The 21482-nt window shown below is 32.1% G+C and carries 19 protein-coding genes and 2 tRNA genes; 8 read left to right on the forward strand and 13 right to left on the reverse strand.

What is annotated here, in order from left to right; translation table 11 throughout:
- The first annotated feature begins 31 nt into the window (after positions 1-31).
- The 3 genes from BB050_RS11080 (at position 32) to BB050_RS11090 (ending at position 635) form a co-directional block, all read left to right on the forward strand.
- A complete protein-coding gene (locus BB050_RS11080) occupies positions 32-298 on the forward strand; it encodes a hypothetical protein (protein WP_008464481.1) in 267 nt (88 codons plus the stop codon).
- A 77-nt stretch (positions 299-375) separates the two neighbouring features.
- Positions 376-449 (forward strand) — tRNA-Thr (locus BB050_RS11085).
- A 112-nt stretch (positions 450-561) separates the two neighbouring features.
- Positions 562-635: transfer RNA gene (locus BB050_RS11090), tRNA-Thr, on the forward strand.
- 278 nt (positions 636-913) lie between these two features.
- Here BB050_RS11090 and BB050_RS11095 read toward each other — a convergent pair.
- The 4 genes from BB050_RS11095 to htpG all read right to left on the reverse strand — a co-directional run bounded on the left by BB050_RS11095 (position 914) and on the right by htpG (position 6111).
- Positions 914-1681, reverse strand: a complete 768-nt coding sequence (locus BB050_RS11095) for a DUF4369 domain-containing protein (protein ID WP_066033613.1) — start codon at positions 1679-1681, stop codon at positions 914-916.
- A gap of 132 nt (positions 1682-1813) precedes the next feature.
- Positions 1814-2647 (reverse strand): hypothetical protein, encoded by an 834-nt coding sequence (locus tag BB050_RS11100; RefSeq protein WP_066033614.1) that lies wholly within the window; start codon positions 2645-2647, stop codon positions 1814-1816.
- Between the two features lie 148 nt (positions 2648-2795).
- Entirely contained in the window at positions 2796-4061 is a 1266-nt protein-coding gene (locus BB050_RS11105; protein ID WP_066033615.1) for a patatin-like phospholipase family protein, read from the reverse strand.
- Between the two features lie 169 nt (positions 4062-4230).
- Positions 4231-6111, reverse strand: a complete 1881-nt coding sequence (gene htpG, locus BB050_RS11110) for a molecular chaperone HtpG (protein WP_008464488.1) — start codon at positions 6109-6111, stop codon at positions 4231-4233.
- 203 nt (positions 6112-6314) lie between these two features.
- On the opposite strand from htpG, the gene BB050_RS11115 reads away from it, so the two are divergent.
- Positions 6315-6821 carry a lipocalin family protein gene (locus BB050_RS11115; RefSeq protein WP_035691207.1) on the forward strand — a complete coding sequence of 169 codons (507 nt, stop codon included), beginning with the start codon at positions 6315-6317 and terminating at the stop codon, positions 6819-6821.
- Positions 6822-6839: 18 nt separating this feature from the next.
- A complete protein-coding gene (locus BB050_RS11120; protein WP_008464490.1) occupies positions 6840-7535 on the forward strand; it encodes a YiaD family glycine zipper/OmpA-like lipoprotein in 696 nt (231 codons plus the stop codon).
- 118 nt (positions 7536-7653) lie between these two features.
- Here the strand turns inward: BB050_RS11120 and BB050_RS11125 are convergent, their stop codons facing one another.
- From BB050_RS11125 to BB050_RS11155, 7 genes are all read right to left on the reverse strand, one after another.
- Positions 7654-8685: a hypothetical protein gene (locus tag BB050_RS11125; RefSeq protein ID WP_066033616.1), complete on the reverse strand. Its 1032-nt coding sequence runs from the start codon at positions 8683-8685 to the stop codon at positions 7654-7656.
- 67 nt (positions 8686-8752) lie between these two features.
- Positions 8753-9220, reverse strand: a complete 468-nt coding sequence (locus BB050_RS11130) for a hypothetical protein (RefSeq protein ID WP_066033617.1) — start codon at positions 9218-9220, stop codon at positions 8753-8755.
- A 6-nt stretch (positions 9221-9226) separates the two neighbouring features.
- On the reverse strand, positions 9227-9682 hold the full coding sequence (locus BB050_RS11135; protein WP_066033618.1) for a hypothetical protein: 456 nt from the start codon (positions 9680-9682) through the stop codon (positions 9227-9229).
- A gap of 201 nt (positions 9683-9883) precedes the next feature.
- Complete coding sequence (locus BB050_RS11140; protein WP_066033619.1) at positions 9884-10357, reverse strand: hypothetical protein; 474 nt, start codon at positions 10355-10357, stop codon at positions 9884-9886.
- Complete coding sequence (locus BB050_RS11145) at positions 10338-11651, reverse strand: hypothetical protein (RefSeq protein ID WP_123906994.1); 1314 nt, start codon at positions 11649-11651, stop codon at positions 10338-10340. The genes BB050_RS11140 and BB050_RS11145 overlap by 20 nt, the downstream gene beginning before the upstream one ends.
- Positions 11652-11744: 93 nt before the next feature.
- Positions 11745-12032 carry a hypothetical protein gene (locus BB050_RS11150; protein WP_066033621.1) on the reverse strand — a complete coding sequence of 96 codons (288 nt, stop codon included), beginning with the start codon at positions 12030-12032 and terminating at the stop codon, positions 11745-11747.
- A 36-nt stretch (positions 12033-12068) separates the two neighbouring features.
- Positions 12069-12914, reverse strand: coding sequence for a thioredoxin family protein (locus BB050_RS11155; protein ID WP_066033622.1), 846 nt, complete (start codon positions 12912-12914; stop codon positions 12069-12071).
- Positions 12915-13097: 183 nt separating this feature from the next.
- Here BB050_RS11155 and BB050_RS11160 point away from each other — a divergent pair, with 183 nt between their 5' ends.
- Positions 13098-14048, forward strand: a complete 951-nt coding sequence (locus BB050_RS11160) for an ABC transporter ATP-binding protein (RefSeq protein WP_008464491.1) — start codon at positions 13098-13100, stop codon at positions 14046-14048.
- Between the two features lie 108 nt (positions 14049-14156).
- Here the strand turns inward: BB050_RS11160 and BB050_RS11165 are convergent, their stop codons facing one another.
- A complete protein-coding gene (locus BB050_RS11165; RefSeq protein WP_066033623.1) occupies positions 14157-16568 on the reverse strand; it encodes an alpha/beta hydrolase family protein in 2412 nt (803 codons plus the stop codon).
- Between the two features lie 261 nt (positions 16569-16829).
- On the opposite strand from BB050_RS11165, the gene BB050_RS11170 reads away from it, so the two are divergent.
- Positions 16830-17837 (forward strand): 3-oxoacyl-ACP synthase III family protein, encoded by a 1008-nt coding sequence (locus tag BB050_RS11170; RefSeq protein ID WP_008464493.1) that lies wholly within the window; start codon positions 16830-16832, stop codon positions 17835-17837.
- A 119-nt stretch (positions 17838-17956) separates the two neighbouring features.
- On the forward strand, positions 17957-18628 hold the full coding sequence (locus BB050_RS11175; RefSeq protein WP_008464494.1) for a copper homeostasis protein CutC: 672 nt from the start codon (positions 17957-17959) through the stop codon (positions 18626-18628).
- A 207-nt stretch (positions 18629-18835) separates the two neighbouring features.
- Here the strand turns inward: BB050_RS11175 and BB050_RS11180 are convergent, their stop codons facing one another.
- Positions 18836-21256: a TonB-dependent receptor gene (locus tag BB050_RS11180; RefSeq protein WP_066033624.1), complete on the reverse strand. Its 2421-nt coding sequence runs from the start codon at positions 21254-21256 to the stop codon at positions 18836-18838.
- Positions 21257-21482: the final 226 nt, after the last annotated feature.

The raw sequence follows: 21482 nt of genomic DNA on the forward strand, positions 1-21482 counted from the left end.
TTTGCAGACGCAAATTAAAATAAAAAGAAAAATGGCAAACGTTAAGAATTTAAAGAAAGACATCAACTTTGTATTAGGAGATATTATTGAGGCGGTTTACTTGTTTGAGATGTCAACAACAGGAAATCCAACTCCAGAAACGAATGCTTTGGTTGATGAAGCTATTGCTGTATTTGATACTTTGATTACAAAAGTGAACGCTAAAAACGTTGAAAATAAAAAAGCACATTTCAAACAAATTAATGTTGAATTAGAACAAGCTGCTAATCAATTGATTGAAAAAATCAACGCACTATAAGCAAAAAAAAAGCGTAAAAAAGTGCAAAAATATTTTGGGAAATTGAAAAACCGCTTTATATTTGCACCCGTAATGACGCCGATGTAGCTCAGCTGGCTAGAGCAGCTGATTTGTAATCAGCAGGTCGTGGGTTCGAGTCCCTCTATCGGCTCAAAAAACGGAAACCATCACAGAAATGTGGTGGTTTTTTTAATTATAGAGAGAGGTGTGAAATTTTTTTTGGAATATTAAAAAACATTTCTATCTTTGCACTCGCAAAATAGGCCGATGTAGCTCAGCTGGCTAGAGCAGCTGATTTGTAATCAGCAGGTCGTGGGTTCGAGTCCCTCTATCGGCTCAAAAACCATCACAGAAATGTGGTGGTTTTTTTTTGTTCCAAAAAGAAAATAAATTCCAATTTTTAAATTTCAAATATCACCTTTCAAGTTTTAAACTTATAAAAGTTTTTTCAATGGGTGGTAAATGCAAGAGTTGAATATTTGGGCGCTTTTGTTGTTTTTAAGAGGCTTTTTTGAATAGTGTGGGTTTTTGCATTTTTTATGTTTGAAATTTCAATTTAGAGCATAAAAAAGCCCTGAATTTCTCAGAGCTTTTAATGTCTTGTAAACGAAAAAATTATTTTTGTGCTTCAGTTGTTGCCGTTTCAGCTTTAGCGGCTGCAGGAGCTTTTTGTTCTTCTTTTTTGATGTCAGCTACATATTTAGTAAGCTTTTTTCCGTAAAGCGATTGTGCTACTTTTGGAGTCATCGATTTTTGAATCGTGTCCAGAAACTTCAAATTGATATCGTAAATTTCTGCTAAAGCAATGTAAGGTGCTACTTCGTGATCTTTATTGTTGATAGCAAAGTTTGTTGCATACAAATATTTTCTTTTGATATTTGATTGCTGTTTTGCGTCAAGACTGTCAAGAGCTTTTTGGTCTTTTCTTTTTAAAGCTTTGAATTTTGCTTCAACCATAGACAAATTCTCATCTCTAAAACGAGAATTTATTTTTTGATATTCTTCATATAATTCTTGGTTTTTTGATCCAGTAATTTTTGCGCCAGCGATGAAATTATCTAAGTTGGTGTCAATATTGATATTTCCTGGTTCAGCAAAGAATAAAATGTTATTGTCTAATGAGTTTGTTACACCACGATCTAAATATAGGTATAACATTTCTGGAGATTCTAATTTAATGTCTCTTTCAAAAGCCGAGTTTCCGTCAATTTTGATGCTGTCGATGGCAACAAGAGAAGTGTCAACAATTCTTTGGATATATAAAGTTCCGGTTTTTAGGCCTTTAATGTTTCCTGTAATGTGTAGGTTATCGGCAGCAGTTTCTTTTTTGCTGCAAGATGCTAATACTGCAAGAGTAACAAAAGCAATTAATGTTTTTTTCATTGGTTTTTGAGATTTTGGTGCAAAATAAAGAAAATAGTTTAAATGTAAAGAGACAGCCGTTTTATTTTTATAAAAAAAATAAATCCCAATCTATTTCTAAATTGGGATTTTAAAGTCGTATAGGAAAAGGTCTTACATCGAAAGATTGAATGAAGAGCCGTTTTCGTGTGTATAAGTGTAAAGCGCGTCACAGTCGTTATTTCCGTAATCTACCACGCCGTTTAAAATGCCTCCTTGAACTTTTAGTTGTCCTTTAGAGATAAATAGGCAAGAATATTTTTTAATCAATGGTTCTTTTACAGTCAAAGTAAGCGTTTCTCCATTTGAAGCCGTTACTGTATGAGTTCCTTCTGTGATTTCATATACGTTATCAGATAAGACAAGTGGTGTATCTACGCCAGCTGTTTGTTTAGTGGTATAGATTCCTGAATTGGTATAAACACCTCCTTGCAAATCTGTCAACTTGCCGTTAGTCACTTTTCTAGTCCATTGCGGTACAGTTGCAACAGTTGTAGTATTGGTGTATTCAATAGTTCCTTCAAGTTTGATGCCTTTTATAGAATAGTCAATTCTTTCAATTGTCATTTTGCTTCCAGTTGTAGTGATTGGTCCAGAAAGCGTAACTTTTAGTTTTCCTTTGCGTGTAAGATTGTTATTATCTGTACAGCCCACTGTTCCGAAATCTGCTAGAAAAATTTTTGGATATTCAGTTCCATTTGGGGATGAAATGGTAATCGATGCGCAAATTCCAGTAGGCGTCTCAGCAGTTTTTCCTGTTGTTGAGGTGCTTGTGCTGATTAAAAGACCTGTGTTAAGATCCATTTCGTTTGAAGTGTCTACCGCCACTGAAGCCCCAATGTTTGTAAGGCTTGTTGAAGTGGTTTCTTCGTGATTATCGCTTGAACAAGAAACGTATAAAAGTGCTGTAGCACAAATAGCTGTTAATAAAATAGCAGTTTTTTTCATAATGGTTTTGTTTTTGGATGAGATTAATAAGGCGTTCAAATGTAACAAAAAAATAAATTACAATTAAAAAATCCTGTAATGGTTATTTACAGGATTGTATAACGTCTTTTTGAAGAAAAAATTATGTTTAGTATTATTAGAAATAATTTTAAACGGACTTGTAGTAATTGCTTTTGGCTTTTCTGATTTTTTTGTATTCTTCCCAATTAAAACGGTTTAGAAAAACGGCCGCATTTTGAGCTCCTCTTATAAAAAGGTCGATTTTTGCATCGTCAGTCAGATTGAAGTTTAGCCAATTGTGGCTTCCAGTGTCAATGTATCCGATTAAGTTTTTAAAATCTGGATTTTTTTGCAGGAACTCATAATCATATCCATAGCGTGCAGTGTCAAACAATGAACTTATTAGGTTGGAAAATTTTTCATTTTTATTGATTTCGTTTTTGTCGTAACCCAATTTAATTCCAAAAGTTGGAGAAGCGGGCACATTCATATTTTCGTGAAAAATGTCAATTGGGAAATTTGAAATAATACCGCCATCCATAAACATAACTTCAGATGGTACTGATGTTCTTAGGCAAGTTGCATCGTTCCACTTGTTCCAAGCGTCAATTCCACTTGGAATGTTTGTAATTTTAAAAGGAGTGAAAAATAAAGGAATAGACATAGAAGCTCGGACGAAATCGGCTGGATTCTGAACATCTGGATTCGAATAAAACAAATCAATCATTTTAGGGAAAATGATTTTGCTTTCGGTGGTAATATCAGCAGTTATTATTGCCATTTGGCTCCAATGATCCACTCGGGTATATTCTATTTTATCTCCGTGATTTGGCAGATTAATTCGATATAACTTGTTTTTGTCAGAAACGCCTTTTTCTCTTAAAGCTCTCAAATCGGCATAGTTTTTTATTCCTTTTTGCGAAAGAAGATTCGTCATCCATTGATGAAAATTGTTTCCGGGATTTAATCCTAAATCGTCTTTAAAATTATCCACAACCTGACAGCCTTTCATTATTAATTTCAGATTTCCGGCGTCACTTAGCAAAGCGTCGATAAATTCGCGGGCGTCATGATCGCCATCAACAAAATCATATAAATTTTTGTTGCATAAACATTCCAGGATCCATTCTGATTTTTGAATATCACATGTTCCTGCAGCAGCCATCAGCATGGTATTGATGCTTCCTGCTGAGGTTCCTGCCAGACTTAAAAACCGAATTCCCATTTGCTCCAAAACATATACATAGCCGACCAATGCAATTCCGAGGACGCCTCCGCCTTCTTGTACAAGATCAACATATTGGCAGTTATTATCATCTATAATATCAGAAAATTTTTTGCCTTTAATCTGTTCTTTTAAATCTTTTATAATTGCTAGAACTTCTCCGTTTTCTGTAAACTTTCTCTTGTCCATGATTTCTAGAATTTTAGATTTTTTTATTTAATATTCTGGTAATCAAATATATGTGATGTTTATTTTTGAGGAAAGGGGAAAATGACCCTTTTTTAAGAGCGATTTTCGATCAAAAAAAAATCCTGCAAAACTTAATTTGCAGGATTTCAGAAATATTATTTTCGAATGATTATTTAATCATTTCAAAACTTCTCTTAACAAAAGCAGTAAGTGCTTCACCTTTTAGAAGGTTTTGAGATAATTTAGCTAAGTCTAGAGCTTGTTTCACTAAATGTTCTTGGTGTGTTTTGTCTTCAGTATTTAAAATGCTTGACGCTAAGTCAGAATTTGTGTTTACAACCAAATTGTACATTTCTGGCATATTACCCATTCCGAACATTCCGCCGCCAGTTTGGCTCATTTCTTTCATTCTTCGCATAAATTCAGGCTGCGTGATGATAAACGGAGCAGCTTGAGAATCCATAGCTTCTAGCTGAACGCTGTATGCTTTAGGAATGTATGCTTCTAAAGAAGTTTTTAAAGCTGCTTTTTCGTCATCAGATAATTTAGAAATAGCATTTTCTTCTTTTTTGATCAAGTTATCGATGTGGTCAGAATCGACACGAACAAAAGTCAAGTCTTTATTGTCGTTTTCGATTTTCTGAATTAAGTGTGAGATAATCGGAGAATCTAAAAGCAATACTTCGTAACCTTTATCTTTTGCTGCCTGGATATAAGAATGCTGTGCATCTTTGTTTCCTGCATAAAGAATAACTAGTTTACCATCCTTGTCGGTTTGGTTTTCTTTTAGTTTTTCCTTTAGTTCATCCAAAGTGAAGTAAGTGTCGTCTACCGTTGGGTACAGAACAAATGCACCTGCTTTTTCGTAGAACTTCTCTTCAGAAAGCATTCCGTATTCTAAAACGATTTTAATGTCATTCCATTTTTGCTCGAAATCAGCACGGTTTTCGTTGAATAAAGCTTTTAATTTATCAGCTACTTTACGAGTAATGTAGTTAGAAATTTTCTTAACCGCTCCATCTGCCTGTAAACCAGAACGAGAAACGTTTAACGGAATATCTGGAGAATCGATTACACCTTTTAACATCGTCAAGAATTCAGGAACAATTCCTTCTACGTTGTCAGTAACGTAAACTTGATTTTGGTACAACTGAATTTTATCTTTCTGGATCTGCATATCTGTACCCAATTTAGGGAAATACAAAATACCAGTTAAGTTAAACGGATAATCTACATTTAAGTGAATGTTGAATAATGGCTCTTCAAACTGCATTGGATACAATTCTCTGTAGAAGTTTTTGTAATCTTCATCAGATAATTCAGAAGGCTGTTTTGTCCAAGCTGGATTAGGGTTGTTAATGATGTTGTCAGTTTCAACAGTTTCATTAACGTAATCTTCTGGAGCATCTTCTGGTTTTGGAAGTGTTTCAGTTCTTGTTCCGAATTTAATCGGAATAGGCATGAATTTGTTGTATTTGTTTAATAAACCGCTGATTTTAGAATCGTCTAAGAACTCAAGAGAATCTTCAGCAATGTGAAGAATGATTTCAGTTCCGCGTGAAGTTTTGTCAGCAGGCCCTAAAGTAAACTCAGGACTTCCGTCACATGTCCAGTGTGCAGCTGGCTCATCTTTGTACGATTTTGTAATGATTTCAACTTTTTCAGCTACCATAAACGCTGAATAGAAACCAAGACCAAAATGTCCGATAATTCCAGAATCTTTAGCAGAATCTTTGTATTTGTCCAAAAATTCCTCAGCACCAGAAAACGCTACTTGATTAATGTATTTTTCAACTTCATCAGCAGTCATACCTAAACCTTGATCGATAATGTGGATTTTTTTACCTTCTTTGTCCACTTTTACTTCGATAATCGGGTTTCCGTACTCAACTTTAGCTTCGCCAATGCTGATAAGGTGTTTTAATTTTAAAGTAGCATCAGTACCATTAGAAACAAGCTCACGCAAGAAAATTTCATGGTCGCTGTACAAGAACTTTTTAATTAAAGGAAAAATGTTTTCTACTGAAACATTAATTTTACCTGTTGCCATATTTTTTATTTTTTGATTTAATTTGATGATTTTCATTTATTCAAATAGAATACCAATTGTATTTTGGGTGACAAAATGTCGGAAATGTTAATTTTGAAAGAAAATAAATAGATTCTAAAACGAAAATTATCTCAACGAATCGTATATTTGTGGTACAATAATTGTTAAAAAGGCAAGTTATTAATCTAAAAAAATTGTACAAAATGAAGAAGAGTATTTTTATATGTATGATTGCCGCTTTGTTTTTTGCGTGTAAATCATCTTCGTCGACAACAGCTTCGTCCTCTGAGGCTACTACACTTTCAACAAAACTAGACAGACCGACTCAAGTAGCGTTAAAAGGAAATTGGGTGCTTACCAATGTGTCTTATCCTGGTTCAGATTATATCAAAGTAACTTCTTTTGATTTGGCTGATTCTAAGTGTTTTATCGGAAGTTCTTGGAGTTTTATTTCTAACAACAATAAAGGTACAATGGCTTTAAATTCTCCTAGTTGTACAGCTTTTAATTCGCCAATTGTTTGGAGTATCAACAATCAAGGGCTTTTTGTTCTTAAAATTGTAAATCCAGGAACAAAATCTAAAAACGTTAAAGAAGGATATCTGCTAAAAGTAGCTGGTGTGACTGATAACTCTTTTCAGTTAATCGATAACATTAATGTTGGAGGTCAAGTAAAAGATGTGACTTACCAATTTCAAAGAGCTAATTAATATTTTAAAGTATAAAAAATGAGAAAGATAACGGTTTTAGGATTAAGTAGTTTACTAGTGTTAGCTAGCTTTTTTACAAGCTGCGATTCAGTAAAAAATGCAAATAATACACAAAAAGGAGCTGGAATTGGTGCTGTAGCAGGTGGTGTTATTGGTGGTATTTTAGGAAATAATTTAGGTAAAGGCGGAAACGCTGCTTTAGGAGCTGCAATTGGAGCTGCTGTAGGTGGTGGAACTGGAGCTTTGATTGGAAACAAAATGGATAAACAAGCTCGTGAAATTGATCAAGCTTTACCAGGTGCTAATGTTGAAAGAGTTGGTGAAGGAATCCACTTGACATTAAATGAAAATGCGGTTCGTTTTGATACTAACAAATCAACTTTGACAGCTCAGGCAAAAGCTAACTTAGACAAATTAGTTCCAGTATTTACTGATTACGGAGATACTAATATTGAAATTTTTGGATATACTGATAATACAGGAAAACCAGAATATAACTTAACGCTTTCAGGTCAAAGAGCAGCTTCTGTTCAGGCTTATTTAGTTTCTAAAGGATTAAAAGCAAGCCGTTTCAAAACTTCAGGTTTAGGAATCGCTGATCCGATTGCAACAAACGATACTCCAGAAGGAAGAGCTCAAAACCGTCGTGTTGAATTTGCCATTACAGCAAATGACAAAATGGTTAACGATGCTAAAGCAGAAGCTGGAAAATAGTTTCTAATAAAATAAATTATCAGAAAAGCTGTTTCAAATAATTGAAGCAGCTTTTTTTTTAATAATTGATCGTATAACAATCAGAATAAACTATTTTTTAATATCGAAATATATTCTTTTAATCATCATAGTATTCAATTTTTCGCTCTATTATGTGATTTATAATATTGTGCATACTGTATGTTTTTCTTATCCAATTATTAAACCTATCATTTGTAGTTTCGATATTTGTGGTGAGTATACTTTCCTTTTCATTTTTATGAGTTGTCCATTTTGTGATAATGGTTTTAGGGTTTGTGAACGTATTATAATAACTTTCAATCTCTTTTTTATCATTATATCTATAATGTAATTTTGATATGGAATCTTTTACAATACTTAGTATTTCTAATTGATCTAATTTATTGTTATTATATATTTCAGTGATTTTCACGTCGGAAAACTTATTTTTTATTTGTTTTAAAACTTCTTTACGTGAATATTCAGTTAGAATTTTTATGATGATAGTAGTGTCTAGAATAGTTTTATACTCGTACAAAGTTTTTCCTTCTGGGTAAAAAGATAATTGAAAAGAATTATTTGATTTATCGGACGTCATAGTTTCGGCAGAATCGTTGTTTTGAGCAAAATATAAGTCTTCACTGATTTTATTGTCATTGTTGTATTTATAAAGTCTATATTCTTGTAAAGTGTCATTTATATAATGTTCATGTTTGACAACTTGATCATTACTGAATATATTGATAAATTTTTCTCTGTACTTTTTATTAGGATTTATGATTGTGGAATCAGGAAGTTCTCTTTTTTTACTAAAATATTGATTGGTAATATCAACTATTTTTGAACCGTCATTCTTGGAAATGCTTTTTATCCTTTCCAAATTATCAAATTCAATTATTTGCCAGTAATTATAATGTAAATCATTATTCTTCTTTAATGATTTTATTTTTCCTTTTTTAGAAAAATCAATTTCTGAAATAGCTTTGACGGTATCTTTGTCATTTAAATAAAAATTTTTGATTGTAATTTTTTTCACAGAGCCTTTAAAATCAATTTCTTTAGGAATTATTTCTAGTTTATTTATTGTGTTGATTTGAGATAAAAGTAACTCAGTATATAACAGAAAGAAAAGATAGAATAGTTTTTTCATAACGTTTTAGTTTTTAATCTTGGCAGATATTTGTCAAATCGGGTTACTTATTAATTAGTAAAAACGATTATTCGATTGCAGGGCAATATCCCATATAAACTACTTCATACAGTATTGTCTTTCTTTTTTTTTCTGTAAAATCAAGAATGTAAAATACTTTGTTTTGTGCTAAAATTTCGCAATTTATCTCTTCATTATTATATTGGTTTATTAACTCAGGCATGATTATTTTATTTCTAATCCTTTTCAAGAATGCTTTATTTACTATTTTTCTTTGAGATTTAATGTTAGTATCTTTCTTTTCCCATCCTTTAAATTCTACATGAAAAAATGATAAAAAAATATTTTTGAGTTGAAAATTAAAAGATTTTTCTCTAAAATCAGTTGGAATTATTCTTGTTTGAATATTGTGTTTTTTTTCATTTTCTTTTCCATGATAAGGGATATATATTGTGTCTAATTTTTTTAAACTATCAATATCTTGACTGTAAATAGAAAATGAGAAAAATAGAATTATAAAAGAGAAATTCTTCATTTGTTTCTATTCAATGCTTTGAGGTAAAGTTCCCATGACTTTGACTTCTTTTAATTTTATCGTAAACCATCCAATGTCGTCATCATCTATTAAAAACACCTTCTTTTTATGACCAATTAAATCTGTTGCTTCAGCTAAATTGTATTTGGTTAAAAAATCGTAAGTAATAATAAGATCTTTGTTTTTTCGTAGAAATGATCTTTTTTCTTTTTTTTCTTCAGGACTTATAAAATAATGGTGGGTAAAGGTCATTAAAATTTGATAACTACCATGATATCCAAAGATGTAGTAGTAGTTATAATATCTCATTTTTGTATTTGAAGTTATTTCTTCATTGACATGTTGATTGTTTTTATCTTTCTTGAAAAATATGTATAAAGTATCAGATTTTTTTATTTTTTCTAAATTCTGGCTGTAAGCAGAAAATGATAAGAATAGAATTATAAAAAAGATATTTCTCATTTGATTTTATAGTAATGTAAAATATTTTATTCACCTATCGGACAATAATTTAGTAGAAATACGCGATATAAATTTACATTTCCTTTTTTCTTTTCAGTAAAATCAAGAATGTAAAATACTTTAGGCTTTGAAAGCAATTCACAAACAATATATTCCTCACTAAACTTCTTTAAAAAATTGATTCCAATTATATTGACATCTTTATTCTATAGGATAGGTGCGCTCTGTTATTTTTGCTTCGACCAGTTTTACTTTTGATTTGCAAAAATTTGAGTGATCAATAATATATATTTTTTTCTTCTGCAGAAGCAATTTCTCGCTTTTAAAATAGCCCAAATTTTTAAGGAATTTATAATCAACTATTAGATCTTTTCTTTCTTTTAAAAAGGATTTTTTTTCCCATTTAACTTCAGGAGTTATCAAATAATGATTAAATAGTACATAATACTGCCTTACTGCAGTTGTTTCAATTGAAAAATAAAAATAATAGTCATAATTATCTCTGTTAACAACATTATTTCTTGCCCTTATTTGGTTCACATTGTCATTTTTGAAATAGATATATAAAGTATCTGTGCTTTGAATTTTTTCGAGACTTTGAGAGAAACTATTATTTATCGAAAAACAAAAAACAATTATAAATAAATATTTTTTTTTAATTTTTGCTAAGACCATCTATACGGGTTTTATATTGGTTATAGTAATTTAATTTAACTTGATCTATTACATTTATAGATTTTATTTCGCCTGTTTGTGGATCTTTAATAAATGTTGCTATTTCGTTTTTAAAAAACTCACAATCCTGTAATCCTCCTAGAACTAAATTTTTATAAAAATCATTCCAATTGAATTTTACATCTATAGTTGGGGATTCGGGATGGAAAACAAGCTCTTGCAAAAAAGTTGATTCAGCGGGTGATATTAACTTATCTTTTATCTCCGCAAGAACTTTTTCCATAGTTGGTATCATATAATTATAGATAAAGTTATGTTGCGCCTGATCATTATTAAAACCATCGTAACTTTTGTTTACAATGTTATAAAAATCCTCATTATTAATATTAGGGATATTTCCAAGCTGGCCATCGCATAATTTCACATTCAAAAAGGCATGTATGCATTCATGTAAAATAGTTTTTGCTACAACCAATTTACTATTATTTTTTATAAAATTGGCATCGATAGTAATTATATTGTTTGTAGGGTCTAATAAATTGGTTTTGGTATCGCCATTAGCTCCTCCTGCTATATTTCCCGTTTGGAACTTAACGTTATATCTTGTACTGTTTTGGAATATATTCAAAAATAAATTTTTAAATTCTGGAGACTCGGTTAAAGTTTTATATACAGTATTAAATTTTTGGTTTTCAGGTAAATTTAAATCATTAAGAATAGCGCTTAAATCGACATTCACCGGAGACTTTTGTGAATATATAAAATTTTGTATAGAGTTATTGAGCTGTTTTACTATAGTAAATTGTCCGTCCTCAATGTTGTACAGCATTTGTAATGTAAAAGCTTTATTTGCAGGTGTAAAACCTTCATTGTTCAAAAAATCTATCAATGCTTTGCTATATTGATAATTGTTTATTATAGTATATTTTTCTAAAGCTGAAAATTGATAATCAGGCTTAAACATTTTTTGCAGTGCAATATAGATTCCTTCGCCTGTATTACCATAAGATGTTCCGCCACCAGAACCTCCTGTCCAGCTAGATTTAGTTGCAGGTGTTGTTGGGCTAGGCTCAGGATCACTATATCCATCTCCAGAACAGCCACAGCTTGTAAAAACATTTGGGTGATCGCACCCACCATCTGCATGTGTGGTATGGCAAGTGCAATCACTATATACAGTTACACAGTAACAGTCAATTCTAGCTGTTATACTTGGAGTATAATTAGCTCGATAAGCGTGGAATGGAGAGGCAGAATATCTTATAGTTCCATTATCCATGCCTTCGATAGTCACTAATTTTACATCAATATTGGTATCTGTTATTTCTACAGATAAAGTATTTAAGATGTTAGAGCGCTTTTCGGAATTTATATATAGCGGAATACTTTAAGCAACATCATTTTTGTCATTCTTTATAGAAGCTATATTTTTAGTGTCAAAATAATAGTCTGTATTTCCAGAGTTTGTTTTAAGATTAGAAACAGGATTGTTTTCTATAAATAATGCCAATTCTGGATCTCTATTTTTTAACTTTTCAAGTAATTCATTTAACGTTACTTTCTGAGAATAGATTGAACTCTTAGAGCTGGACTGGTTTCCAACTTCTTCATTAACTCCACAGGAATTAATTAGCAATGTAATGGTGATTAAGAAATAAATTTTTAGGCGTTTCATTTTTTGTTTGGTTTGGTAGTAAATATATATTAGGTTTTATTTTGATTTTTCATAAAAAGCATAAAGCTGATTGCAGTTTTCAATAACATTTTCTAAATCATTTTCTCTTAAAAATTGTTCTACAATGGCTGCATCTTCTAAATTGCTTTTAACGGATAGGTATTTTAAGAACCAATATTGATAAGCATTAGATTGTGCGATGAATTCTGGGTTTATTTTTGAAATCTTTTTGTTCAGTTTGTCAAAATCAAAATGATAGGCAAGTTCGTATAATGAAATAAGCTCCAGTTTTTGTTTTTTTTCAAGGTAATCCTCGTCACTTTTCTTTAATTCTTCTTTTGCGTCTTTTAAATAATCGGATCCAACTTGAATTATTTTTCCTTTTATATTTTTATCTACCAATAAAGAGTATGTATAGTATTTTTGAGCAGCTCGTATAGCTGTGGTATATTTTTTTGAGGAATAAAAATTTGATAATTCTGTTGTGAGATATTCTGTAGATAAACTGAATTGCGATAACTCGTTTTTTAATTTTGCAGGTGTTTGATAGCCAAAAAAGTGATGTAAGACTTTGCCGTTTACGTCCATAACTATCATATTAGGTAGTGCTCTGATTTGATATTTGAGAGCAAAATCATTATTCTGGTCGACGTCAATTTTAAGCGGAACATAATTTTGAAGAACATTTTGAACCTGCGTATCATTCCAAGAGTTTAAATCCATTTCTTTACATGGCCCACACCATTTTGCGGTAAAGTCAACAATGATTAGTTTGCCAGATACTAAGGCTTCTTTTTGAGCTTCTTCAAAAGAAGTATACCAAGCAGCCTGAATAGAATTTGATAAAAAAAGAAGTAATGCTAATGATAGTAGTTTTTTCACGATCTTAAATTATTAATAGAGACAAATTAAAGTAAAAAAAGGATTACAAATAAAGTTTTAATGTTAATTTTTTAAATAGTTTTCAGATAATAAACTATCTTAAATACTGTTTCATAATTGAAGCAGCTTTTTTTTGACTTTAGAAATTAAACATTGTAAATTTGACGTCTCATATTACAACTCATGCTCGACATACAAAATATATCTTTTTCGTACACCGAAAGTCCCGTTATAAAAAACATCTCTTTTTCTATTGAAAAAGGCCAGAACATTGCCATTATTGGTGAGAGTGGCTGCGGAAAAAGTACGCTGCTCAAGCTTATATATGGACTTTATGATCTAGACGAGGGAAAGATTTTTTATGGGGATAAACCAGTTTTGGGACCAAAGTTTAATTTGATTCCAGGAATGCCTTACATGAAATATCTGGCTCAGGATTTTGATTTGTCTCCATACGAGACTGTTGCAGAAAACGTCGGTAAGTTTCTATCAAATGGTTTTGCAAACATGAAAAAACTTCGTGTTCAAGAATTATTGGAAATGGTAGAAATGGAGCAGTTTTCCAATGTGAAAACAAAATTCTTGAGTGGAGGACAGCAGCAAAGAGTGGCTTTGGTAAGAGTTTTGGCTTTAGAACCAGAGGTCATTTTATTAGATGAGCCATTCAGTCAGATTGATGCTTTTAGAAAAAATGCTTTACGCCGTAACTTGTTCCGTTATTTAAAGCAAAAAGGAATTACCTGCATTATTGCAACGCATGACAGTACCGATGCTTTGTCTTTTGCAGATCAGGCCATAGTGATGCGAAACGGAGAAGTGCTAGTTAAGGATGATCCTGCAAAAATATATGAAGACCCGAAAATTAAATATGTCGCTTCTTTGTTTGGTGAAGTGAATGAAATTCCGACTCATTTATTATTGTCATATGAAGACGAAACTCATAAAACATTAGTTTATCCACACCAATTTAAAATGGTTTCAGAGTCAAAACTGATGGTGAAAATTAGGAGAACTTATTTTAGAGGAAGCCATTATTTGATTGAAACGGTTTATAAGAGGCAATTGATTTTCTTTGAAAGCGAAATAGATTTACCGCTCGAACAAGAAGTGTTTTTAGCTTTAAATTATTTATAACTAGGGAATGTCTCAATTAGAAAATTAGATAATTTCTAATTGTTAAAATAATAAACCCGACAGGTTTCTGAAACCTGTCGGGTTTACTGTTGGAATTAAATTAGGAATTTAGTTTTTCAAATACTTTTCTAAAAACTGATCTTGCTCCCAAAGCAAATGAAGAATATTTTCTTTAGCAACATAGCCATGAGATTCTTTTGGAAGAATAACCATTCTTGCAGGCGCTCCTAAACCTTTTAATGCTTGAAAATAACGTTCCGTCTGCAAAGTAAAAGTTCCAGGGTTATTATCAGCTTCTCCGTGCACCAATAAAATTGGAGTCTTCATTTTTTCTGCATTCATAAATGGAGACATTGCATTGTAAACTTCTGGAGCCTCCCAGTAGTTTCTTTGCTCAGATTGGAATCCGAATGGGGTTAAAGTTCTATTGTAAGCCCCACTTCTCGCAATTCCGCAGGCAAAAAGATTGGAATGCGTCAATAAATTTGCTGTCATAAATGCTCCGTAAGAGTGTCCGCCAACAGCTACTTTTTTACGATTAATATAACCCAAAGCGTCAACCGCGTCAATAGCCGCCGCTGCATTATCTACCAATTGCGAAATAAAGTTGTCGTTTGGTTCTGTTGTTCCTTCGCCAATAATTGGGAAAGCGGCATCGTCTAAAACAACATATCCTTTTGTAACCCAGTATACAAACGATCCATAATAAGGGAATGTGAATTCGTTAGAATTTTGAGTCGATTGCGAAGCGCTATTTCGATCTTTATATTCTGCAGGATAAGCCCAAATCAGTAGCGGCAATTTTTCTTTTTTAGCTTTATCGTAACCAGCAGGAAGATATAAGGTTCCTGAAAGTTCCAAACCGTCTTTACGTTTGTACTTAATTACTTCTTTGCTAACATTTTTAATGCTTTCAAACGGATTTTTGAAATCAGTAACTTGTGTTAAGCTGTTTTGTTTTTTAATATTTCTGAAATAATAATTAGGATATTCTGTCTTTGACTGAATCTGAACTAATATTTTTCCAGATTTAAAATCTTCAATTTCTAAAATATCTTCTTTTTTGTCTTTGTATGGAGAAGTATAAATACGTTTTGATTTTAAAGTTTCCAGATTGAATTCGTCAACAAAAGGGAATTGTCCGTCTTTAGTATAACCTTCACCAATTCTGTACAGATTATTTTTTTCGATAGCTAAAACATATTTATTGTAGGCATTTTTTCTTGTTTCGAAAACTCCTGGATCTGAATAAACATCTTGGGAATTTCTATCGGTAATCAATTTTGGCTGCTGACTTGGATTTGATGGATTTATCAAAAATGTTTTGGTGTTTCTCGTGTCGTACCATTCTTCAGAAAGAACGGCTAGATTATCATTACCCCAAATAATGTCGCTAAAACGCTGCGGTGTTTTTGCTAATGAATAAGCTTCTTTGTCGAAAGGAGCTTCCCAAAGAAAAACTTCATCTCTAAAATCAACTTTATTTGCTGGATCACCTTCATCTAAAGCCACAACATAAGATAAAGTTGCAGGTTTGTCGTTTCTCCAAGCCATTTCTCTTTTTCCTTTTCGGACAGCCATAAAACCTTTAGGCATAATTTCATTTAAAGGAACCTCATTTACCGTTTTAATTTCTCTTCCGCTTAAATCATAAACAATGGTTTTAGACGGAAATCTATTTAATGGAACTACATAAGAAAATGGTTTTTGAATGGTTGTCAGCATGATGTAATTGCCATCTGGCGAGATTCTTTCTCCGGCAAACATAGCCGCTTCTTTATATAAAACAGCGTCGCCATTTAGTTTTATTTTATATAATTCAGAAGTGATGCAGTTTTCAAAATTAGCTTCGTCATTTTTGTTTTTCAACATATCAGGATAGGTTCTGTTTTGTGATTTTTCTCCTGAAGTGTTAGAAATAATCGGGCCTGTTGGGAGATCTTTTTTAGAATCCAAAAGTGGCTGTCTATTTTTAGGAAGCATTTTTACTAATATAGTTTCACTATCCAAAAACCAGCTAAACGGATTTCCAAGATTTGCATTTACTCTAGCCTCTGTAAGTTTTGTAGCTTGTGCTGTTGCCACATCCAAAACCCAAAGTTCAACCCCAGAATTTGTAGTATGGGAGAATAGGATTTTTTTGTCGTTTGGCGACCAAAGAATGTTTGTTATTTTTGGATTTTCAGGCAGGCCTTTTACCTGAATTTCTTCCTTACCGCTTATTTTTCTTAGTTTTAAGTTGTTTAGATAAGTTACAGTACTTGAGATATTAGTAACGGGATTAATTCTTAAGCCTGCTAAACGAACTTCGTCTTGATTGAGGTCGTCTAGTGTTTTATAGGTACTGCGATACATTAAAAGCATGTTTTCTTTTTTGGTATCCATAGATACAGAAGGCGCTCTTTGGTAATCTGCCAAATCTAAAATAGATTTAGAAGGTTTTTGATAAGTTAGATTCTCTTGAGCAAAAGAGAAAAAACTTATATTTAGAAATAAAAACAGCGTAATCTTTAATTTCATAGTTTAAATTTTAGGAGTTTGTAATAGTATTCAAAATGTTTGTCTAAAATACTTTTATGTTGTTACATCTAATGCGTGATTTTTAATTTTTTTCAATGTTTGCGTCTGAATGCTGTCTTTTCAAGAAGTAAATGATTATAAGTGGTTGTATAATTAGAATATATTAAATTGCTAATAACGAAAAAAATAGTATTTTGTATACGTATATTTTAAAGTATGCGTAAATTTGCAATCCAAATTTTTAATAAATAATAATTGATTATGTATCATTCAAAAATAGCTGGTTTAGGATATTATGTTCCTTCCAATGTGGTGACTAACGATGATTTGTCTAAGATAATGGATACCAATGATGAATGGATTCAGGAAAGAACTGGAATTCAGGAAAGAAGACACATCATTCGTGGAGAAGACACCACGACTTCAATGGGAGTAAAAGCAGCTAAAATTGCAATAGAGCGTTCTGGTGTTGCCAAAGAAGATATTGATTTTGTAGTTTTTGCTACATTAAGTCCAGATTATTATTTTCCAGGACCAGGTGTTTTGGTTCAAAGAGATTTAGGTTTAAGAACAGTTGGAGCATTAGATGTTAGAAACCAATGTTCTGGTTTTGTTTATGCACTTTCTGTTGCAGACCAATATATTAAAACCGGAATGTATAAAAATATTTTGGTAATTGGTTCTGAGGTTCACTCTACAGGATTAGACATGACTACTCGCGGACGCGGTGTTTCGGTAATTTTTGGAGATGGAGCAGGAGCGGCAGTTTTGAGCCGTGAAGAAGACTTAACAAAAGGAATTTTATCAACTCATTTACATTCAGAAGGAGAACATGCTGAAGAGTTAGCTTTGCAAGCGCCAGGAATGGGTGCGCGTTGGGTAACAGATATTATTGCAGACAATGATCCAAATGACGAAAGTTATTATCCATATATGAATGGACAGTTTGTGTTCAAAAATGCAGTAGTTCGTTTTGCAGAAGTAATCAATGAAGGATTAGAAGCAAATGGGCTGCAAGTTTCAGACATTGATATGCTGATTCCACATCAAGCAAATTTGAGAATTTCACAATTCATTCAAAACAAATTTAAATTAACAGACGACCAAGTTCACAACAACATTCAGAAATACGGAAATACAACAGCAGCATCTATTCCGATTGCTCTGACAGAAGCTTGGGAACAAGGAAAGATCAAATCTGGAGATACTGTAGTTTTAGCAGCTTTCGGTAGTGGATTTACTTGGGCTAGTGCTATTATCAAATGGTAAAATAATCATCTTACATTTATATTTTTTTAAAACCTGCTTTTTATTCGGAGCAGGTTTTTTTATAAATTGCGTACTCAAACCTGTAAGGTTTCATTTAGAGAAAAACTATCGAAATCAAAATGAAAAAAAATCAACTGGAAATAGCTTGTTTTAATTATGAATCGGCATTAATTGCTCAAGCAAATGGCGCGGACAGAATTGAGCTATGTGAAAACATGAAACTGGGAGGAACCACTCCAAATTCTATTTTGGTAGTGAAAGTCCGTGAAAGTTTAAATATAAAAATGCATGTCATTATAAGACCTCGAGGTGGTGATTTTGTTTATTCGGATGAAGAGCTTACCGAAATGAAGCAAGACATTAAGCATTATAAAAAGCTGGGGGTCGACGGTTTTGTTTTTGGAATCTTAAAAGAAAACGGAAAAATAAATAAAAAGCAAAATAAAGAATTAGTACATTTGGCGCACCCATTATCTTGTACTTTTCACCGTGCTTTTGATGTGGTAAAAAATCCCGAAAAATCGCTTGAATCTATCATTGACTGTGGTTTCAAAACAATTTTAACTTCTGGTCAAGGTGTAAATGTCGAAGAAGGCATTCAGGCTTTGGCTAGACTTCAGGAATTGGCAGGAGATAGAATAGAAATTATGCCTGGTGGCGGCTTGCGATCTTCAAATATAAAATTACTCCAAGAAAAATTAGATTTAACTTTTTATCATTCTTCTGCGATCACAGATAATTCTGAAATTGCCAATCCCGAAGAAATAAAAGAATTACGCAATTTTTTATAGATTAAAATTTGTTGGGTGATATTACCAAGATACTTAATTTGCTCTGTGTAAATCTGCTTTAATCTTTTTAAATCTGCGTGAAAAATTATTTTCAAAAGTATTTTTAGCAGAATTAAAAAACAAAAAAAGTCTGGAGTTGGCAAGCTCCAGACTTTTTTTCTACAAGAAATTATTCAAAAATTATTTAAAAAATCTTCTCAGACAAGGTTAGAACATTCCGCCCCCGCCTTTGTTAGTATTGTCATCTCTTTGTTTACGCTGTAAATTTTTGATTTTTCCACCACCAAAGTTGTAAGTCAGACCAAAGTAAACCGTTTGGCTTTCCCATTTAAACTGACCAGCTTGTGGATATGGATTCTCAGTATCGAAAGCATATTTCATTGTATTGAAAACGTCATTGAAACGAACACTTAAATTCATTTTGTTGTCTAACAATGTGTAGCGCGTACCAATATCCATTTTGTACATTTCGTGGCTATTGTTTTGAAGTCCGTCTGTAGCGCCTCTGTAGAATCCGAAAGCTAAGAAGCTTAAACGTTTGTTTACTTTAAAGTTAGAGTTCATACGTCCATTAAATGCAGAAACAGTAACTGTTTTGTTTTTAGGCCCAATTTCATTTTTTTCTGGAATAAAACCATATATAACTCCTGATTGATCAATACTAGAAAAATCAATCGATGGCTGAATATCCCACCATTTTGTGATTTTATAATTGAATGACATTTCAAATCCGTAAGCTGTATTATGATCAAAATTTGTAAAACTCATGATCTGTTTTTGCCCGCTTGTATCCGTAGGGTCTGGATATAAAATTCTGCTAATTTGATCATTAATGCTTCTCACAAAAACACCCGCTGTAAAACTTCCTTTTTCAAGGGTTTTAGTATAATTTAACTCGACAGAATTGGTAAACTGAGGTCTTAAATCAGGATTTCCTATTGAAGTCACCAATGGAGTAGCAAATTCACGAATAGGTTTTGTCTGCTCTAAACTCGGACGGTCAACACGACGGCTGTAGCTTAACTGTAAAGTATTTTTCTCAGTGATATTGTATGTTAAATAAGCTGATGGATACAAAGTAATGTAATCGTCATCAAATTTATCTTTACCATAATTTAAGTTGGCTTGAACTTTATAGCTTTCAAAACGTGCACCTACTTGATAGCTTAGTTTTTTGAATTTTTGCCCAAATGTTACATAAGCAGAATAAATATCTGTGTCATAAGTATAGTGAGACATTTGATCTGCAACAGGTAGCAAAGGATTTCCAGTAATATAATCATTTTCTGTTCTTGTAATTCTTGCTTCCGCACCAGCTTCAAGCGTTGTTTTTTCGTTTAACGGATTAACATAATCTACGTTTATTGTGCTTAATTTTCGGGTTCCTTTCAAATAATCTTCATAGAAGACATTCCCTGCAGTATTGTCTGTTTTTGTCGTTTCAGTATCAAAAGAAGCATTTTGAGTTTCTTTATTGTCACTGTAGTTGGCTTCAAAATCTAAAGTGTGACCCTCTTTTTTGAAGATGTGCTTGTATGCTAAATTGTACGTTCCAACCTGATCTGGCCCCCAATATCTTGATTTTTGAAAGATATTCGAAATATCAGAACCAGTTACATTATTGTAATCAATATCAGTATCTACATAACCTTTTCCTGTAGATTTATTCTGATTAGTATAGATAGATAAAGTATTGTGATCATCGATTAAATAATCCATTCCAATTTTGTATAAGTAGGAATCATTATCATTTAGTACATCTATATTTTGAGTAATATCTTGATCAAATCTTTGGATAAAACCTTTATTATGATATTTTCCAAAGTTTTGTCCCACGTTTCCGAAGAAGTTTACTTTTCCAGTTTTATAGTTTAAATCTAAAGACTGATTGTATTTTGCCGTTTCACCAAAAGTAATACCGCCACTGTAGCTTCCGTTAAAACCAGTGTTTGCATTTTTATGCAAAATAATATTAATGATTCCAGACATTCCTTCTGGATTATACTTGGCGCTTGGGTTAGTGATTAATTCAATTTTCTTGATAGAAGTTGAAGGAATTTGTTTCAATAATTGAGCAGGATCAATATTCGTTGGACGTCCGTCAATTAATACACGAACATTATCATTTCCGCGAAGCGAAAGTTTTCCATCCTGATCTACATTCACAGAAGGAATATTATTCATAATATCTGATGCGGAAGCTCCAGCGGTAGTTAGATCTTTACCAACATTCACCACTTTTCTATCGATTTTTTGTTCAATAGTCGAACGTTCAGCAACGATATTTACACCTTTAAGTTGTGTCGCTTCTTCTTCAAGAGCAACATTTACAGTTGCCGTTTTTTTGTTTTCGCTCAAAAGCACAGAACCGATATATTTTCTAAATCCTATATATTGAATTTCGATCGTATAACTTTTTAAAGCAATATTCTTAAATGAAAAGTCCCCGTTATCGTCTGTGTTTACGCCAGAAACTACTTTTCCATTTTCTTTTAGTGAAACTGTTGCATAAGAAATGGGTGCGTTGTTTGACTTTTCTGTAATTTTTCCAGAAACACTTCCAGTATTCTGGGCCTGTGCAGTTGCGATTATTCCTAATAACGCAAACAGAAAGAATTTTAATTTCATGATTTTTTTACTGATTATTTTTTGATTTGATTGATGATGATTTCGTTTTGTTAGTTTTTCTTTTTTTTGTTTTTTCCTGACTTCAAAAAATTAAAGTCTCTATTAAGACTCTTTTACGGTTGATATGTTACAAGAAATTCTAGAAAAAAATATATTTTTTTTCTCATTGGCTGTTTTGTAAGAGATTAGGGTTTTGGTTTTTTGATAATTTTAACAATTAAAAAAT

This window comes from Flavobacterium anhuiense (assembly GCF_001705175.1).
GTDB classification, from domain to species: domain Bacteria; phylum Bacteroidota; class Bacteroidia; order Flavobacteriales; family Flavobacteriaceae; genus Flavobacterium; species Flavobacterium anhuiense.

Coding starts and splice junctions, on each gene's coding strand:
- BB050_RS11080 (WP_008464481.1), top strand. CDS start 32: ATGGCAAACGTTAAGAATTTAAAGAAAGACATCAACTTTGTATTAGGA.
- BB050_RS11095 (WP_066033613.1), bottom strand. CDS start 1,681: ATGAAAAAAACATTAATTGCTTTTGTTACTCTTGCAGTATTAGCATCT.
- BB050_RS11100 (WP_066033614.1), bottom strand. CDS start 2,647: ATGAAAAAAACTGCTATTTTATTAACAGCTATTTGTGCTACAGCACTT.
- BB050_RS11105 (WP_066033615.1), bottom strand. CDS start 4,061: ATGGACAAGAGAAAGTTTACAGAAAACGGAGAAGTTCTAGCAATTATA.
- htpG (WP_008464488.1), bottom strand. CDS start 6,111: ATGGCAACAGGTAAAATTAATGTTTCAGTAGAAAACATTTTTCCTTTA.
- BB050_RS11115 (WP_035691207.1), top strand. CDS start 6,315: ATGAAGAAGAGTATTTTTATATGTATGATTGCCGCTTTGTTTTTTGCG.
- BB050_RS11120 (WP_008464490.1), top strand. CDS start 6,840: ATGAGAAAGATAACGGTTTTAGGATTAAGTAGTTTACTAGTGTTAGCT.
- BB050_RS11125 (WP_066033616.1), bottom strand. CDS start 8,685: ATGAAAAAACTATTCTATCTTTTCTTTCTGTTATATACTGAGTTACTT.
- BB050_RS11130 (WP_066033617.1), bottom strand. CDS start 9,220: ATGAAGAATTTCTCTTTTATAATTCTATTTTTCTCATTTTCTATTTAC.
- BB050_RS11135 (WP_066033618.1), bottom strand. CDS start 9,682: ATGAGAAATATCTTTTTTATAATTCTATTCTTATCATTTTCTGCTTAC.
- BB050_RS11140 (WP_066033619.1), bottom strand. CDS start 10,357: ATGGTCTTAGCAAAAATTAAAAAAAAATATTTATTTATAATTGTTTTT.
- BB050_RS11150 (WP_066033621.1), bottom strand. CDS start 12,032: ATGAAACGCCTAAAAATTTATTTCTTAATCACCATTACATTGCTAATT.
- BB050_RS11160 (WP_008464491.1), top strand. CDS start 13,098: ATGCTCGACATACAAAATATATCTTTTTCGTACACCGAAAGTCCCGTT.
- BB050_RS11165 (WP_066033623.1), bottom strand. CDS start 16,568: ATGAAATTAAAGATTACGCTGTTTTTATTTCTAAATATAAGTTTTTTC.
- BB050_RS11170 (WP_008464493.1), top strand. CDS start 16,830: ATGTATCATTCAAAAATAGCTGGTTTAGGATATTATGTTCCTTCCAAT.
- BB050_RS11175 (WP_008464494.1), top strand. CDS start 17,957: ATGAAAAAAAATCAACTGGAAATAGCTTGTTTTAATTATGAATCGGCA.
- BB050_RS11180 (WP_066033624.1), bottom strand. CDS start 21,256: ATGAAATTAAAATTCTTTCTGTTTGCGTTATTAGGAATAATCGCAACT.